This window comes from Microlunatus sp. YIM B11417, from assembly GCF_059617205.1.
The window spans coordinates 645,537-660,203 of record NZ_JCAMPJ010000001.1; the positions used below are offsets into that span (position 1 = coordinate 645,537).

Consider the following 14,667-nt stretch of genomic DNA (forward strand, 5'->3'; position numbering starts at 1 on the left):
CTGGTGGGTTCGGTGATCAGAAGGTGGCGGTCAGGCCGCCGTCGACGGCCAGGATCTGGCCGCTCACATAGCTGTTCTGCGGGGAGACGAAGAACTCGGCGACCGCGGCGATCTCCTCGGGTTGCGCCGGCCGGCCGCGCGGCAGCCGGCGGTGCTCGAGATAGATCGAGCGGAACCAGTCCGTGTCGTACTCCTTCGATCCGTCCGGCAGCCGGGCCATCGCCGTGTCGACGAAGCCCGGCGCGAGCGCGTTGACGAGGATGCCGCGACCGGCCAGGTCCACGGCCAGGGCTCGGGTGGCGTTGACCAGCCCGCCCTTCGACACCGCGTACGCCAGCGAGTCCTCGGCCGCTCGGAAGCCGTGGATGGAGGCGATGTTGAGCACCCGCGGGGCGTCGGACCGCTCGAGTCGGCCGGCCAGGGCCAGGGTGATCGCGATCGCCGCGTCGAGGTTCACCGTCAGCACCCGCCTGTACCGCTCCGGGTCGAAGCGGACCGTCGGGGTGTCGTCGAGCAGGCCGGCCGAGTGGACCAGCACGTCGAGCCGGCCGTCCGGCCAGTCCAGAGCGGCGAGCCGGCCGGCGGCGTCCGGCTCGGCCAGGTCGAGCGTGACGCCGGTGGCGCTGATCCCGTCCCGGACCAGACCGGCCACGGTCTCGGCCAGGGCTCGCTCGTCCACGTCGACGCAGGTCACGGCATGGCCGGTGCGGCCGAGCCGGCCGGCGATCGCCGCACCGATGCCCCCTGCGGCTCCGGTGACCAGGGCCGTCCTTGGATCCTGTGACATCGTCTCCCTCAAATCTGCTTTCATCATACTTTATGACATCTGCTGGACAGTCAAGGTGGACTCAGAAGCATTCTTAGATACGATGTAATGGCTGGGTCAGGGCCGTGGGTCGGCTCGGGGCGACAAGAACAGGAACCCATGAAGATCGAATCGGTTGACTTCTTCTACGCGGCGATGCCTGAGATCACGCTCGACGCCGACGGCAGCCAGGACGCGCTGATCGTTCGCGTCCGGGCCGGGGACCACGTGGGCTGGGGCGAGTGCGAGGCCTCGCCGCTGGTGTCGATCGCCGCGTTCGTGACGCCCCGCTCGCACGGCGTCTGCCGTCCGGTGTCCGACTCGGTCCTCGGCGAGCGGCTCGACGGGCCGGCGGACATCGGCCGGATCGCCGACCTGGTGGCCCGCAACAGCATGGACCTGCTGCAGGCGCAGCACACCTTCTCCGGCATCGAGATCGCGCTCTGGGACCTGCTCGGCCGGGTTCGCGGCGAACCGGTCTGGAAGCTGCTCGGCTATCCGCGGTCGTACCCGAAGCTCCCGTACGCCTCGATGCTGTTCGGCGCGACGCCGGAGGAGACGCTGCGGGCCGCCCGGGACGCGGTCGGGCGCGGCTTCCGGGCGATCAAGGTCGGCTGGAACGGCTTCGGGGAGGGGAGTGCCGCCGCCGACGCCGACCAGCTCGCGGCGGCCCGGGAGGGTCTCGGCCCGGACGGGCAGCTGCTGGTCGACGCCGGCCAGATCTGGGGCTCCGACCTGGCCGCTGCCCTGGAGCGGCTGCCGAGCCTGGAGCGGGCCGGCGTCACCTGGATCGAGGAGCCGTTCCATCCGCTCGACTACGGCGCCCACGCCGCGTTCGCCCGGCAGAGCGGACGGGTCGCCGTGGCGGGTGGCGAGAGCGCGCACCAGGCCCGGCTCGCGACGAACCTGATCGACCACGGCGGGATCCGGTTCGTCCAGATCGACACCGGCCGGATCGGCGGGATCGGGGCCGCGAAGCTGGTCGCGGACCACGCCGTGGCGCGCGGGGTGACCTTCGTCAACCACACCTTCACCTCGCAGCTGGCGCTGTCCGCCTCACTGCAGCCGTTCGCCGGGCTGGCCGAGCACCGGCTCAGCGAATACCCGGTGCATCCCACTCCGCTGGCCCGCGACCTCACCGCCGGCGAGCTGAGCCTCGACTCGTCCGGCGAGATCGCGGCGCCGGACGCTCCCGGTCTCGGCGTCGAGGTCGATCTGGACGCGCTGGTACCGTACCTGCGGACCGTGGAGATCTCGGTGTCCGGCCAGCAGCTCTATCCGTCCGGGGAGACCCGGGACGGCACCGGCCGGACCCGCGACCGGGCCGGGCAGCCGGTCGGCTGACGCGACGCTCGGAGGAATCGGATGGCAGCTCGGGAGCCCGCCCGCGACTCACCCGGCGGGTACGCGCTGCGCGGACGGCAGGGCCAGGTGATCGACGACCTCGGCCGGCAGATCGTCGGCGGCCGCTACCGGCCCGGTGACCTGCTGCCGCGCGAGCCCGAACTGATCACCGAGTACCAGGTCAGCCGGACCGTGATCCGCGAGGCGATGAAGGTGCTCGCCGCGAAGGGCCTGATCGAGATCCGGCCCAAGATCGGCACCCGGGTCCGGCCGGAGGAGCTGTGGGGCGTCTTCGACAGTGACATCCTGCGCTGGTACGAGGCGCAGGGCCGGGGCGAGGAGGTCATGGGCGACCTGATCGAGATCCGTCAGCTGCTCGAGCCATCGGCGGCCCGGCTGGCGGCCGGTCGATCGCAGATGGCCGACCTGCGCCGGATCGAGCTCGCGGTGGACCGGATGCGGGACCAGGCCCATGATCATCTCGGCTACGCCGACGCCGACGTCGAGTTCCACATGGCCGTCTACGCGGCCTCGCACAACGCTTTGCTGCAACGGTTCGGCCGCCTGGTGGCCGACTTCATGCGGCTCACCTTCGACGTCCAGCAGCGGGCCCGGGCCGGTGCGAAGGGCGGGGTCGACTTCGCCGACGACGCGGCCGCGCACGCCGCCGTCTACCAGGCGATCACCCGCGGGGACGCGGAAGGCGCCGCCGAGGCGATGCTGGTCGTCGTCCTGGAGGGCAAGCGGGCCCTGATCGAGGCGATGTCCCGGCAGCCGTGATCAGGCGAGCTCGTTGAGGCCGATCTCGACGGCGGTGAATTGGCGTGGCAGGTCCTGCAGGACAGCCAGCTTCGGGTCGGGCACCGGGTAGAGCCGGGGCATGATCAACGGGCGCAGCGGTGCCAGTCGATGATCATCGAGGACGGCGTCGACGCCCGCCCGGTCACCGCCGGTGGCCACCGCGTCCAGTCGGTTCAGTTCCGGGACGAGCAGCCGGTCGGCATGATCGGCGACGTCGCCGTACAGTGCGGTCGCCTGGTTGTCCCGGCGCCGCGCGAACCGCTGCTGCGACCAGCCACCGGCCTTGGTCTTGCCTTGCACGTAACGGGATCCGACCTTCGAGACGATCAAGGCCGACCCGGCGAAGACGCCGACCGCGTACCCGCTGCGGCGGACCAGCAGGGCGCCGACCCGGCGCTCGGCGGCGACATGGGCGAGCAGGGTCTCGAGCGGGTCGCCGTCCGGCGGCAGTGGAGGGAAGGGCGGTGTGATCACGGCGATCGCCCCGTCGTCGGCGTTGATCGTGATCTTGCCGGCGTCCAGGTCGCCCCGGAACGCACCGTGTCGCCGCCGGAACCCGTCCAGCCAGGCCGGCAACCGTACACCGGGGATGGTGACCGTCCTGGTGATCATGGTCCGACCTTCTACCAGAGAAAGGACGAACCCGCGAGCTCTTCGTCGACCACCGACTCAGTGCGTCGGCTGATCAACGGCCGGGAGGACAAGCCCTGGCGCTCGCGGGTCCGGGTGTCGGCCTTTGGATTAGCCGGTCATGGACCGACAGTCACAAGACCTGGTCAGCGACTAGCTGGCCGCCACCTCACGAGTCCCAAAAGAATTCATTCTTCGGACCACCTCCTTTCACGTGTGCCACCACCGTAGGCGGCGACCAAAAGGCCGTCAACGGATTTCACTCGCAGCGATCCGGGTCGTCCCCGCATCGCCGGTCGCGGCTGCGTGCGGGATCGGCGGGGCGGGCGGTCAGGCGAGGATCACTTCGGGGCCGGCGGCTCGGAGGGCGGCGACGATCTCCGGGTCGGCGTCGGCGTCGGTGAGTACGGCGTCGACCTCGTCGACCCGGCAGATCCGGCAGAAGTCGACCCGGCCGAGCTTCGCGGAGTCGGCGACGACGACGGTCCGCTTGGCCTGCTGCATCATCACCCGGTTGATCGCGGCCTCGGCCTCGTCGTTGGTGGTCAGGCCGGCCTCCGGGTCGAGTCCGACGACGCCGAGGAAGCACAGGTCCGGGGTGAGCTGGCTCAGGGTCTCGCCGGCGATGGCGCCGACCAGTTCGTAGCTCTGCGGCCGGGCCACGCCGCCGCAGACGACGATCTTGATGAACGGGCGGACGGTCAGTTCGGTGGCGATGTTGAGCGCGTTGGTGACGACCGTGATCCCGTGCGGCTCCATGCTGCCCGGCGCGGACTCCCGGAGCCGGGCCGCCCGGGGCAGGGCGCGGGCCACCTCGACGGTGGTCGTACCGCCGTTCATCGAGACGGTGCAGCCCGGCCAGAGCAGTTCGACGGCGCGCTCCGCGATCCGGGCCTTGGCCTCGCTGCGGGCGCTGGTCTTGTAGCGCAACGGGAGGTCGTAGCTGGTCGTGTTCGGGACTGCGCCACCATGGGTCCGGGCGAGCAGTTGCTGTTCGGCCAGGTAGTCGAGGTCGCGCCGGATCGTCGCGGCGGAGACCCCGAAGAAGGCGGCCGCGTCCTCGACCTCGAGTTGCCCGGCGGAGACGAGGCGTTCGAGGAGTGCCGACAACCGCTCCGCCCGGGTGAGTTCGGCTTTCATGGTGATCAGCATGATATGCTCATATCTGCACATTTGGGTGCGAAACACGCATAATTACGACCAGGATGTTGCCCATGAGCTTCCATGTCGAGGCGGAGATCGCCTCTCAACCCGACTGCTGGTCCACGGCGGTCGACCGCGCCGCCCGGGTGGCCGACCGGCTGCCGAAGCCAGGGGAGCGGGTCGCCTTCGTCGGCTGCGGCACCTCCTGGTTCGTCGCGCAGATCGTCGCGCACTGGCGCGAGGCGCGCGGGCTCGGCGAGAGCGACGCCTACACGGCCTCCGAAGCGCTGCTGGACCGCGGGTACGACCGGGTCGTCGCGCTGACCCGGTCCGGCACCACGACCGAGGTGCTCGACGTGCTGACCCGGCTGCGCGGCCGGGTGCCCACCGTCGCCGTGACCGGTGACCTGAGCACTCCGGTGGTCGATCTGGCCGACGAGATCGTCGACCTCGCGTTCGCCGACGAGCAGTCGGTGGTGCAGACCCGGTTCGCCACCTCGACGCTGGCGCTGTTCCGCTCCGCGTACGGCGATGATCTTGATCCGCTGATCGCGGCGGCCAAGGACACGGTCGCCGCGCCGCTGCCGGAGGGTCTGCCGGAGGCGGAGCAGCTCACCTTCCTGGGTCGCGGCTGGTCGGTCGGGATCGCCCACGAGGCGGCGTTGAAGTTCCGCGAGACCTCGGCCAGCTGGGCGGAGTCGTACCCGGCGATGGACTACCGGCACGGCCCGATCTCCATTGCCAGCAAGGGACGTGCGGTCTGGATGTTCGGCGACGCTCCGGCCGGCCTGGCCGACGACGTGACCGCGACCGGCGCGACCTTCGTCGATCATGATCTTGATCCGCTGGTCGACCTGATCCTGGCCCAGCGGGTCGCGGTGGCCCGGGCGATCGGGCTCGGCGTCAACCCCGATGAGCCGCGGCACCTGAGCCGCTCGGTCGTCCTGGACGCTTGATGGCTGATTCGCCCGAGTGCGTCGTCGCGGTCGATCTCGGCGGCACCCTGACCAAGATCGGGTACGTCAGCGAGGACGGCACCGCCTCCGCGGTGCGACGCCTGGACACCTACCGGGCCGGCGGCGCGGACGGACTGGCCGACTGGCTCGGTGACCGGATCGCCGAGGCGGCGGCCGCGGCACCCGGCCCCTGCCACGGTTTCGGCATCGTCGTCCCCGGCATCATCGACGCGGCCAGCGGCACCGTCCGGGCCGCGCCCAACGTCGGCTGGACCGAGATGCCGATCCGGGACCGGCTGCACGACCGCACCGGGCTGTCCGGCGCGGTCGGCCACGACGTCCGGGCCGGCGGCCTGGCCGAATGGCAGCTCGGCCGCCCGGACGCCCAGAACGTGTTCTTCCTGCCGATCGGCACCGGCATCGCGGCGGCCATGATCGTGGACGGGCGGCTGCTCGAGGCCGGCGGCTATGCCGGCGAGATCGGCCACACCCGGGTCCGGGCGGCCGGCGAGACCCCGTGCGCCTGCGGCCAGATCGGCTGTCTGGAGACGGTGGCCTCGGCCGCCGGTGTGGCCCGCGGCTACGCGGCCGCCCGCGGCGAGGAGGTCGGGCCGAACCCGGACGCCCGCGCGGTCGCCGAGGCGGCCCGCGCCGGAGACCCGGACGCTCTGGCCGCGTTCGCCGTGGTGATCGACGCGCTCACCGAGTCGCTGCTGCTGAGCACCACGCTGCTCGGCTCCGAGGTGATCATCATCGGCGGCGGGCTGTCCGGTGCGGCCGACCTGTTCCTGCCCGAGGTGGAGCGCCGGATCGCCGCCACGGCGACGTTCCAGCGGGTGCCGGAGTTCCGGCTGGCCAGCCTCGGCGCCGACGCCGGCCTGATCGGGGCGGGCCTGCTCGGCTGGGCCGAACTGCGAGGTGATCATGACTGAGACCGTGCTGCGTTGCGAGCGCGTGGTGACGCCGGACGGGGTCCGCACCGACGTCAGGATCAAGATCGCCGACGGTGTGATCACCGACCTCGGCCCCTCGACGGGTTCCGGCGAACCGGTGGCGGGCTGGGTGCTGCCGGGCTACGTCGACACCCATGTGCACGGCGGTGGCGGCGGCGACTACCCGACCACGGACGCCGACGAGGCCCGTACGGCGCGGGAGTTCCATGCCCGCAAAGGAACCACGACCAGCTACGCCAGCCTGGTCAGCGCCGCGCCGGACCTGCTGGTGCAGCAGATCGAGACCCTGGTGCCGCTGGTCGACTCCGGCGCGTTCGCCGGCATCCACCTCGAGGGCCCGTTCCTCTCGGCGGCCAAGTGCGGAGCGCACGACCCGGCCCTGCTGACCCCGCCGACCCCCGAGCTGCTGGACCGGGTGCTGGCGGCGGGCGACGGCCGGATCGCCATGATCACGCTGGCCCCGGAACTCGATCATGGTCCGGAGGCGATCGAACGGCTGACCCGGGCCGGGATCCGGGTGGCGTTCGGGCACAGCGACTCCGACGAGCGGCAGACCGCGGCGGCGATCGACGCCGGTGCCACGGTGGCGACCCACCTGTTCAACGCGATGCGGCCGATCCATCACCGGGAACCAGGTCCGGTGCCGCGGCTGCTCGACGATCAACGGGTGACCGTCGAACTGATCTGCGACGGGATCCACCTGCACCCGGACGTGATCAGGCTGGCGATCGACGCCGCCGGCCCGGACCGGGTGGCGTTGATCACCGACGCGATGTCCGCGGCCGGCCTCGCCGACGGTACGTATTCACTGGGGCACCTGGAGGTGGCGGTCGCCGGCGGCGCCGTGCACCTGGTCAATCCGGACGGCAGCGCCGGCTCGATCGCGGGCTCGACCCTGACCATGGCCGGCGCCGTCGAGTTCGTCGTCGGGCTCGGGGTGCCCGTCCCCGACGCCGCACGGATGGCCGCGACCACCCCGGCCCGCGCGCACGGTCTGGACCGGGTGGGCGAGCTCACGGTCGGCCGCGCCGCCGACCTCTGCGTTGTCGATGATCATGGCCGGCTGCAGCGCGTGCTGCGGGCCGGGAACTGGCTGGAGACCGAATGACCCTGGCGACCCTGACCGACGTCCTCGCGACCGCCGCCGAGCGCCAGCAGGCGGTCGGCGCGTTCAACGTGTTCAGCATCGAGCACGCCGAGGCCCTGGTGGCCGGCGCCGAGCAGGCCGGCGCCGACGTGGTGCTGCAGGTGTCCCAGAACGCCGTGCGCTATCACGGCGCGCTGCGCCCGATCGGGCTGGCGACGCTGGCGATCGCGGAGGCGGCGTCGGTCCGGGCCGTGGTGCATCTCGATCACGCGACCGAGCGCGGGCTGGTCGACCAGGCGGTCGAGGTCGGCTTCACCTCGGTGATGTTCGACGCGTCGGCGCTGCCGTACGCGGAGAACGTGGCGGAGACGGCGGCCGTGGTGGCCCAGTGCCGGGCCCGCGGGATCTCGGTCGAGGCCGAGCTGGGCGAGGTCGGCGGCAAGGACGGCGTGCACGCGCCGGGCGCCCGGACGCGGCCGGACGAGGCGGTCGCCTTCGTCGCGGAGACCGGTGTCGACGCCCTGGCGGTCGCCGTCGGCTCGTCGCACGCGATGACCGAGCGGACCGCGAAGCTGGACCTGGACCTGATCGCCGAACTGGCCGCCGCGGTGCCGGTGCCGTTGGTGCTGCACGGCTCGTCCGGGGTGGCCGACGACGAGATCGTCCGGGCCGTCGCCGCCGGCATGACGAAGATCAACATCGCCACCCATCTGAACGCCGTGTTCACCGACCGGGTCCGGGCCGTGCTCGGCGACAACCCGGCCATGGTGGACAGCCGGAAGTATCTCGGCCCGGCTCGTGACGCGGTGGCCGCCGAAGTGGCCCGACTGCTGACGCTGCTGGCATCCTGACTCAGGAACGTGGTGTCGAGCAGTCGGGGACGGCATTGATTGCCATGTTCTAGTCTTACGAACACGTTCGTGCGGCCTCTCGACAGTGCAGCGCGGCAGCTGGATCCGAGGGCGCTGACGACTGCGCCGTGTAACTTTGGTTTGATCAGGGAGAATGGGCACCGTGAGCGATTTGATCGACACCACGGAGATGTATCTGCGGACCATCTTCGAGCTTGAGGAAGAGGGGATCGTGCCGCTGCGGGCCCGGATCGCCGAGCGGTTGCACCAGAGCGGGCCGACCGTCTCGCAGACGGTCGCGCGGATGGAGCGGGACGGACTGGTCAAGGTCGAGGGCGACCGTCATCTCGAACTGTCCCCGGAGGGCCGGGACCGGGCCATGCGGGTGATGCGGAAGCACCGGCTGGCGGAACGGCTGCTGACCGACGTGATCGGGCTGGAGTGGGAGAAGGTGCACGTCGAGGCGTGCCGCTGGGAACACGTCATCTCCACCGACGTCGAGCACCGACTGGTCGAGCTGCTGGAGGCTCCCGTCGCTTCGCCGTACGGCAATCCGATCCCGGGCCTGGAGGAACTCGGTGTGAAGGCGCCGAAGGTGGAGTTCCGGGCCGGCAACGACCAGCTGCGGGACCTGATCGAGCGCACCGACGGCGCCTCCGCCCGGGTCGTCGTCGAGCGGATCAGCGAAGAGATCCAGAAGGACATCGACACCATGGGGACGCTGCGGGCGGCAGGCATCAAGCCCGGGGTCGAGGTGCAGGTCGAGGGCGGTGGTCTCGGGGTCAAGCTGACCGCGGTCGACGCCCCGCCCTGCGAGATCTCGCTCGAGGCGTCCGCCTACCTGTTCGTCTCCCGGGTGTGATGCCGGCCCTCGTCGTGTCCGAGGACGGTCTGGACTGGCCGCGGTTCCTGGCCCAGTTCCACGCGGCTCGCCCGGGCGTCATCGAAGCCGTGCTGTCCCGGTCGCTGGCCGGCGACCACACGCCGTACCGCTGGCTGGCCCGGGCCGTCTCCGACGCCGGTACGGTGCTCGACGTCGCCTGCGGCTCCGGCCCGATGTCGCGCGAACTGCTGAGCCGGCCGCCCAGTGCCTCGAAGGTACGGACCGTGATCGGCGTCGACCTGTCCGCCGGGGAGCTGAGGCTGGCGGCCGAGCGCGGCCCCGGGCCATGGGTGCGCGGCGACGCCCTGCGGCTGCCGTTCCGGGACGGGTCGGTGGACGCCGTGACCAGTTCGATGGGCCTGCTGGTGATCCGGCCGCTGGACCGGGTGCTGGCCGAGATCGCCCGGGTCCTCAAGCCGGGCGGCGTGCTGGCGGCGATCGCGCCCGCACTGCGCCCGCTGTCCCCGGCCGAGATGCGGGTGCCGGCCCGGATCAACGCCCGGCTGCGCGGCTCGCCCCGGTTCCCCGGCTCGGTGGAGCTGGCCGGCTTCACCCGAACCCTGCTGGGGGCCGGGCTGCGCCGGGTCGAGGACGCCCGCGAGCGCTACCACTACACGGTGACCTCCCGCGAGGACGCCGAACTGCTGCTCTCGGCGCTCTACCTGCCGAGCACCAAGCCGGCCCGGGTCGCGTCCGCGGTCGACTTCCTGACCCACCGGCTGGCCAAGCGCGGGCCGTTCCCGATCACCATTCCGATGCGGCGGGTGGTGGCGATCAAGTAGCGTGCGGGGCTTGCGGGCCCCGGAATAGTCCGGCCCCCGCCGGGCGTTACAGCCGGCGACAAGGCATTCATCACAACCGCTGCCGTCAGGGCAGCCAGGAGCAGACATGGCAACGATCGAACTCAACTCTGACCAGTTCGAGAAGACGATCTCCGACAACGACATCGTGTTGGTCGACTTCTGGGCCGAGTGGTGCCCGCCGTGCAAGCGGTTCGGCCCGGTCTTCGAGGCCGAGTCCGAGAGTCACTCCGACATCGTGTTCGCCAAGCTGGACACCGACGCCAACCAGGCCCTGAGCGGCCAGCTCGGCGTCTCCAGCATCCCGACCCTGATGGCGTTCCGCGAGGGCGTGCTGGTGTTCAACCAGGCCGGCGCGCTGCAGGCCCCGCAGCTGAAGCAGGTCGTGGACGCGGTGAAGGGTCTCGACATGGAGAAGGTGCATGCCGAGGTCGCGAAGCTGAAGGAAGAGCACGGCGAGGCCTGAGCCCCGTGTTCGCCGCCCCGGCGCCTGGTGACAGGCGCCGGGGCTTCCGTCACCCTGCGGACCCGGTGCGGCGCCCTCGCTGTGGTACCTGATAGAAGTTGATCATGACCACGACGGCGCCGCTGGCGCTGGCCACGTTCCGCGTCGACGCCACCCCGCCGGTCGGCAGCGAGATGGCGTACCGGCAGGTCGGGGCGACCGACGAACTCTCCCTCAGCTGTCGCGGCATCGTACTGCTCGGCGCCGAGGCACCGATCGTGCTCTGCGCGGTGGACTGGATCGGGATCGGCAACGAGGGCCACGACGCGTTCCGGGACCGGCTCGCCGACGCGGCGGGTACGACGCCGGACCGGGTCGCCGTCCACACGCTGCACCAGCATGACGCCCCGGCGTGTGACTTCTCGGCCGAACGGATCCTGATCGAGGCCGGCCGCGAACCCGGTCGCTGGGACGGCACGCTCGCCCGCCGGGTGCTCGACGACGCCGCCGCCGCGATCAAGCTCTCGCTCGCCGAACCGGTCCCGGTCAGCCATCTCGGCTGGGGCACCGCGAACGTCGAACGGGTCGCCTCCAACCGCCGGATCCTCGGCGACGACGGCCGGGTCCGGGCGATGCGGATGACCAAGACGGTCGAGCCCGAACTGCGGGCCGAGCCGGAGGGCGTGATCGACCCCGAGGTCAGCCTGGTCACGTTCTTCGCGGGGGAGCGCCCGGTGGCGCTGCTCAGCTACTACGCCTGCCATCCGCAGAGCTACTACCTGACCGAGACACCCAGCCCGGACTTCCCCGGCATCGCGCGGTTCCTGCGCGGGCAGTCGGTGCCCGGCGCGCTGCACGTCCACTTCAACGGAGCGGGCGGCAACATCGGTGCCGGCAAGTACAACGACGGCGACCCGGAGAACCGGGTCGTGCTGGCCGGCCGGCTGGCCGACGGGCTGCGCCGGGCCTGGGCGGCGACCGAGCGGACCCCGATCACGGCGGCCGACGTCGGCTGGCGCACCGAGCCGGTCCGGTTGCCGCCCGCCGAACACCTGGACGAGCCGGCGCTGCTGGCGATGATCGACGCGGGGGAGGGTGACGCGTTCCTGTCCGGAGCGGACCGGCTCAGCTGGCTGCGCCGGGCCCGGGCCGGGCGGGCGATCGACCTGCAACTGCTCCGGGCCGGTGGGGTGCGGTTGCTGCACCTGCCCGGCGAGGCCTTCGTCGAGTACCAGCTGGCGGCCAAGCAGCTGCGGCCGGACCTCGGTGTCGGCGTCGCGGCGTACGGCGACTACGGGCCGGGCTACATCGGCACCGCGCGGGCGTACGGGGAGGGCGGCTACGAGACCAGCGAGCGGGCCAGCAACGTCAGCCCGGCCGCCGAGGCCGAGTTGCTCCGGGCGATCACGGAACTGCTGAAGGACTGATCAGCCGGCCGGGTCGGCGACCGTGATCCCGTGGCTGCCCGGCCGGTCCATCGCCTGCAGCGCCGCCCCGGCGCCGGCCAGGTCCGTCCGGTTCATGATCAACTTGCCGGGATCGACCGCGCCGGACGTGATCAACTCCAGCATGGCCGGGTAGTCCGCCGCCGGCATCCCGTGCGAGCCGAGCACGGCCAGCTCCCAGGCGATCACCCGGTCCAGCGGCAGCGGGGGTGTGGAGTGATCACCGAGCAGCAGGCCGACCTGCACGTGCCGGCCGCGGCGGCGCAAGGAGCCGACCGCGGCGACCGCGGCGACGGGCGAGCCGGCGCAGTCCAGGGTGAGGTCGGCACCGCCGAGGTCCATGATCGACTGCGGTACGTCCAGCGCGGCCGGATCCATGATCAGCTCCGCGCCGAACCCGGTGGCCAGGTCGCGGGCCGCCGGCGCCGGGTCGATCGCGATCACCCGGGCGCCGCGCGCGCGGGCGATCATGATCGCGGACAGGCCGGCGCCGCCGCAGCCGAACACCGCGACCAGCTGACCCGCGGCCAGGCCGCCCTGTGCGGTGAGCGCGTGATAGGCGGTGGCGAACCGGCAGCCGAGCGCCGCCGCCTCGGCGAACCCGAGCGACTCCGGCAGCCGGACCAGGTTCAGGTCGGCCGCGGCCACCGGCACCAGTTCGGCGAACGAACCCCAGCCGGTGAACCCCGGCTGGGTCTGCGCCGGGCACACCTGCGCCTGACCCGCGGCACAGTAGGCACAGTGCCCGCAGCCGTTGACGAACGGGGCCGTGACCCGGTCGCCGACCGCCCAGGTCCGGACCCCGTCCCCGACGGCGGCGATCACGCCGGCGAACTCGTGGCCGCCGACGTGCGGCAGCCGGACCGGGTCGTGGCCCTGCCAGGCGTGCCAGTCCGACCGGCAGACTCCCGTCGCCGCCACCCGGATGATCACGCCGTCGGGCGGGCAGTCCGGGTCCGGGACGTCGCGGACCGCCGGCGGCCCGGCGACCTCGTCGTAGACCAGGGCCCTCATCGGATCGTCGGCCCGTCCGGGAGAAGTCGCTGCACGCGGTCACGGTAACCCGAGGTTGTCGGTGGTGGCCCCTAGAGTCCGGCGCATGGTGACCGAGGAGATGATCGACCGGGCCGGGCGGTTCGTGATCGGCAACGGCCGGCTGGTCGAGCGGCGGCTCTGGCAACTCGTCCGGTGTCGTGCCGGCGGCGGCAGGGGCCCGGCGGACCCGGCCGTCGGACACGCGGTGCTGGCGGCGCTGGACGGCTATCGGAACCCCGACGGGGGCCTCGGCCACGGGCTGGAAGCGGACGTGCAGGCGCCGGACAGCCAGCCGGTCGCGGTGGACTTCGCCCTGGGCGTGATCGACCAGGTGCTCGACCTGGTCGACGACGCCGGCGTGCGCGAGCACGCGCGCGACTTCGGGGCCCGGACGCTGCCGTACCTGGCGGCGGTGGCGGCCCCCAGCGGCGCACTGCCGATCGTGCTGCCGTCGGTCCAGGACCACCCGCACGCGGACCACTGGGACAGCGAGGCGTTCCCGCTCGGCCTCAACCCGACCGGTGGGATCGTGGTCCGGCTGCGCCGGCTCGGCCTCGCCTCCTCCTGGCTGGACCGAGCCGAGGCGTGCTGCCGTACCGAGGTCGAACAGTCACTGGAGGAGCCCGAGCTCGGCGGCCACGCCGCCCTGAACATCGCCGCGTTCCTGGCCGGCAGCGACGACCGGGCCTGGGCGGACGAGCAGTTCCAGGTGCTGGCCGGTCGGGTCGACACGCTGTCGCACTTCCACCTCTACCCGGGGCCGGGCTACGGCGTGACGCCGCTCCAGTTCGCGCCGAAGCCGGACGCGCCCGCTCGGCGGCTGTTCCCCGACGACGCCGTCAAGGCGCACCTGGACGCCCTCGTCGCGGGCCAGCAGGACGACGGCGGCTGGCCGATCAGCTGGCAGCCGCCCGGCCCGGTGGCCGAACTGGCCTGGCGCGGCGTGGTGACCGTCGACGCGGTCCGGACGCTGGTGGCCTACTCGCGGGGGTGGTCGGCCGGATAGCTGTGCCGGCGGTCCGCCGGATCGACCCGGCCGGCCTCGTCCTCCGGGTCCCGCCGCCGGCGCGGCTCGTCGGAAGGTTCGGAGTCGGCTGGGGCACTGGGCCCGGCCGACCGGGCGGCCTCGAGGCGCTCGGCCGCCTCGGCCTCCTTCCGGTCCGCCTCCGTCTGGTGGGTCTCGGCGGCCCGGTCGCGGCGTTCGGCCTCGACCTCGGCCCGGTCCGCGGCGGCGCGGGCCTGTTCGGCGTCGGCGCGGGCGTGGTCGGCTGCCGCCCGGTGGTCGACGGCGTCAGCTCGGCGAGCCTTCGCCGCGAGCTGGGACTGGTTGCCCGCCTCCCGGAGTGCGCTGGCGCGCTCCTGGTCGCGGTTCAGTTGCGCCTCTCTCGCCTTGGCCCGACTCCGCATCACCACGGAGATCACGATGAGGGCGAGGACGATCAGGATGACGAGACCGAGGACCGGCAGGAGCCATGCGGTGGGGTCCATC

Annotated in this window: 16 protein-coding genes; 11 read left to right on the forward strand and 5 right to left on the reverse strand. The window is 72.3% G+C overall.

The features are described 5' to 3' along the window. Positions 1–16 precede the first annotated feature (16 nt). Positions 17–787 (reverse strand): SDR family NAD(P)-dependent oxidoreductase, encoded by a 771-nt coding sequence (locus AC6CCG_RS03105; protein ID WP_496652985.1) that lies wholly within the window; start codon positions 785–787, stop codon positions 17–19. A gap of 138 nt (positions 788–925) precedes the next feature. Here AC6CCG_RS03105 and AC6CCG_RS03110 point away from each other — a divergent pair, with 138 nt between their 5' ends. Both AC6CCG_RS03110 and AC6CCG_RS03115 read left to right on the forward strand, forming a co-directional pair. Next, a complete protein-coding gene (locus AC6CCG_RS03110) occupies positions 926–2,149 on the forward strand; it encodes a mandelate racemase/muconate lactonizing enzyme family protein (protein ID WP_496652986.1) in 1,224 nt (407 codons plus the stop codon). Between the two features lie 21 nt (positions 2,150–2,170). Continuing rightward, entirely contained in the window at positions 2,171–2,929 is a 759-nt protein-coding gene (locus AC6CCG_RS03115) for a FadR/GntR family transcriptional regulator (RefSeq protein WP_496652987.1), read from the forward strand. On the opposite strand, the gene AC6CCG_RS03120 is transcribed toward AC6CCG_RS03115, so the two are convergent. Both AC6CCG_RS03120 and AC6CCG_RS03125 read right to left on the reverse strand, forming a co-directional pair. Beyond that, complete coding sequence (locus tag AC6CCG_RS03120) at positions 2,930–3,562, reverse strand: acVLRF1 family peptidyl-tRNA hydrolase (RefSeq protein ID WP_496652988.1); 633 nt, start codon at positions 3,560–3,562, stop codon at positions 2,930–2,932. Positions 3,563–3,910: 348 nt separating this feature from the next. Continuing rightward, the gene (locus tag AC6CCG_RS03125; protein WP_496652989.1) at positions 3,911–4,720 is read right to left on the reverse strand and encodes a DeoR/GlpR family DNA-binding transcription regulator; all 810 of its coding nucleotides are present in this window, start codon (positions 4,718–4,720) and stop codon (positions 3,911–3,913) included. Positions 4,721–4,794: 74 nt separating this feature from the next. Between AC6CCG_RS03125 and AC6CCG_RS03130 the strand changes: the two genes are divergently transcribed. The 8 genes from AC6CCG_RS03130 to AC6CCG_RS03165 all read left to right on the forward strand — a co-directional run bounded on the left by AC6CCG_RS03130 (position 4,795) and on the right by AC6CCG_RS03165 (position 12,125). Beyond that, entirely contained in the window at positions 4,795–5,679 is an 885-nt protein-coding gene (locus AC6CCG_RS03130) for an SIS domain-containing protein (protein ID WP_496652990.1), read from the forward strand. Beyond that, entirely contained in the window at positions 5,679–6,611 is a 933-nt protein-coding gene (locus AC6CCG_RS03135) for an ROK family protein (protein WP_496652991.1), read from the forward strand. Before AC6CCG_RS03130 ends, AC6CCG_RS03135 begins: the two co-directional genes overlap by 1 nt. After that, positions 6,604–7,740 (forward strand): N-acetylglucosamine-6-phosphate deacetylase, encoded by a 1,137-nt coding sequence (nagA, locus tag AC6CCG_RS03140; RefSeq protein ID WP_496652992.1) that lies wholly within the window; start codon positions 6,604–6,606, stop codon positions 7,738–7,740. The genes AC6CCG_RS03135 and nagA overlap by 8 nt, the downstream gene beginning before the upstream one ends. Then, entirely contained in the window at positions 7,737–8,570 is an 834-nt protein-coding gene (locus AC6CCG_RS03145) for a class II fructose-bisphosphate aldolase (protein ID WP_496652993.1), read from the forward strand. The genes nagA and AC6CCG_RS03145 overlap by 4 nt, the downstream gene beginning before the upstream one ends. Before the next feature lie 163 nt (positions 8,571–8,733). Continuing rightward, positions 8,734–9,432 carry an iron-dependent transcriptional repressor DtxR gene (locus AC6CCG_RS03150; protein WP_496652994.1) on the forward strand — a complete coding sequence of 233 codons (699 nt, stop codon included), beginning with the start codon at positions 8,734–8,736 and terminating at the stop codon, positions 9,430–9,432. Continuing rightward, positions 9,432–10,235, forward strand: coding sequence for a class I SAM-dependent methyltransferase (locus AC6CCG_RS03155; protein ID WP_496652995.1), 804 nt, complete (start codon positions 9,432–9,434; stop codon positions 10,233–10,235). Before AC6CCG_RS03150 ends, AC6CCG_RS03155 begins: the two co-directional genes overlap by 1 nt. Before the next feature lie 106 nt (positions 10,236–10,341). Then, positions 10,342–10,719 carry a thioredoxin gene (gene trxA, locus AC6CCG_RS03160; protein ID WP_179755150.1) on the forward strand — a complete coding sequence of 126 codons (378 nt, stop codon included), beginning with the start codon at positions 10,342–10,344 and terminating at the stop codon, positions 10,717–10,719. A gap of 104 nt (positions 10,720–10,823) precedes the next feature. Next, entirely contained in the window at positions 10,824–12,125 is a 1,302-nt protein-coding gene (locus AC6CCG_RS03165; protein WP_496652996.1) for a hypothetical protein, read from the forward strand. Here AC6CCG_RS03165 and AC6CCG_RS03170 read toward each other — a convergent pair whose 3' ends face one another. Further along, a complete protein-coding gene (locus tag AC6CCG_RS03170) occupies positions 12,126–13,157 on the reverse strand; it encodes an alcohol dehydrogenase catalytic domain-containing protein (RefSeq protein ID WP_496652997.1) in 1,032 nt (343 codons plus the stop codon). Between the two features lie 85 nt (positions 13,158–13,242). Between AC6CCG_RS03170 and AC6CCG_RS03175 the strand changes: the two genes are divergently transcribed. Next, positions 13,243–14,184: a hypothetical protein gene (locus tag AC6CCG_RS03175; RefSeq protein WP_496652998.1), complete on the forward strand. Its 942-nt coding sequence runs from the start codon at positions 13,243–13,245 to the stop codon at positions 14,182–14,184. On the opposite strand, the gene AC6CCG_RS03180 is transcribed toward AC6CCG_RS03175, so the two are convergent. After that, positions 14,157–14,666 (reverse strand): hypothetical protein, encoded by a 510-nt coding sequence (locus tag AC6CCG_RS03180; RefSeq protein WP_496652999.1) that lies wholly within the window; start codon positions 14,664–14,666, stop codon positions 14,157–14,159. The genes AC6CCG_RS03175 and AC6CCG_RS03180 overlap by 28 nt on opposite strands. Between the last annotated feature and the right edge of the window lies 1 nt (position 14,667).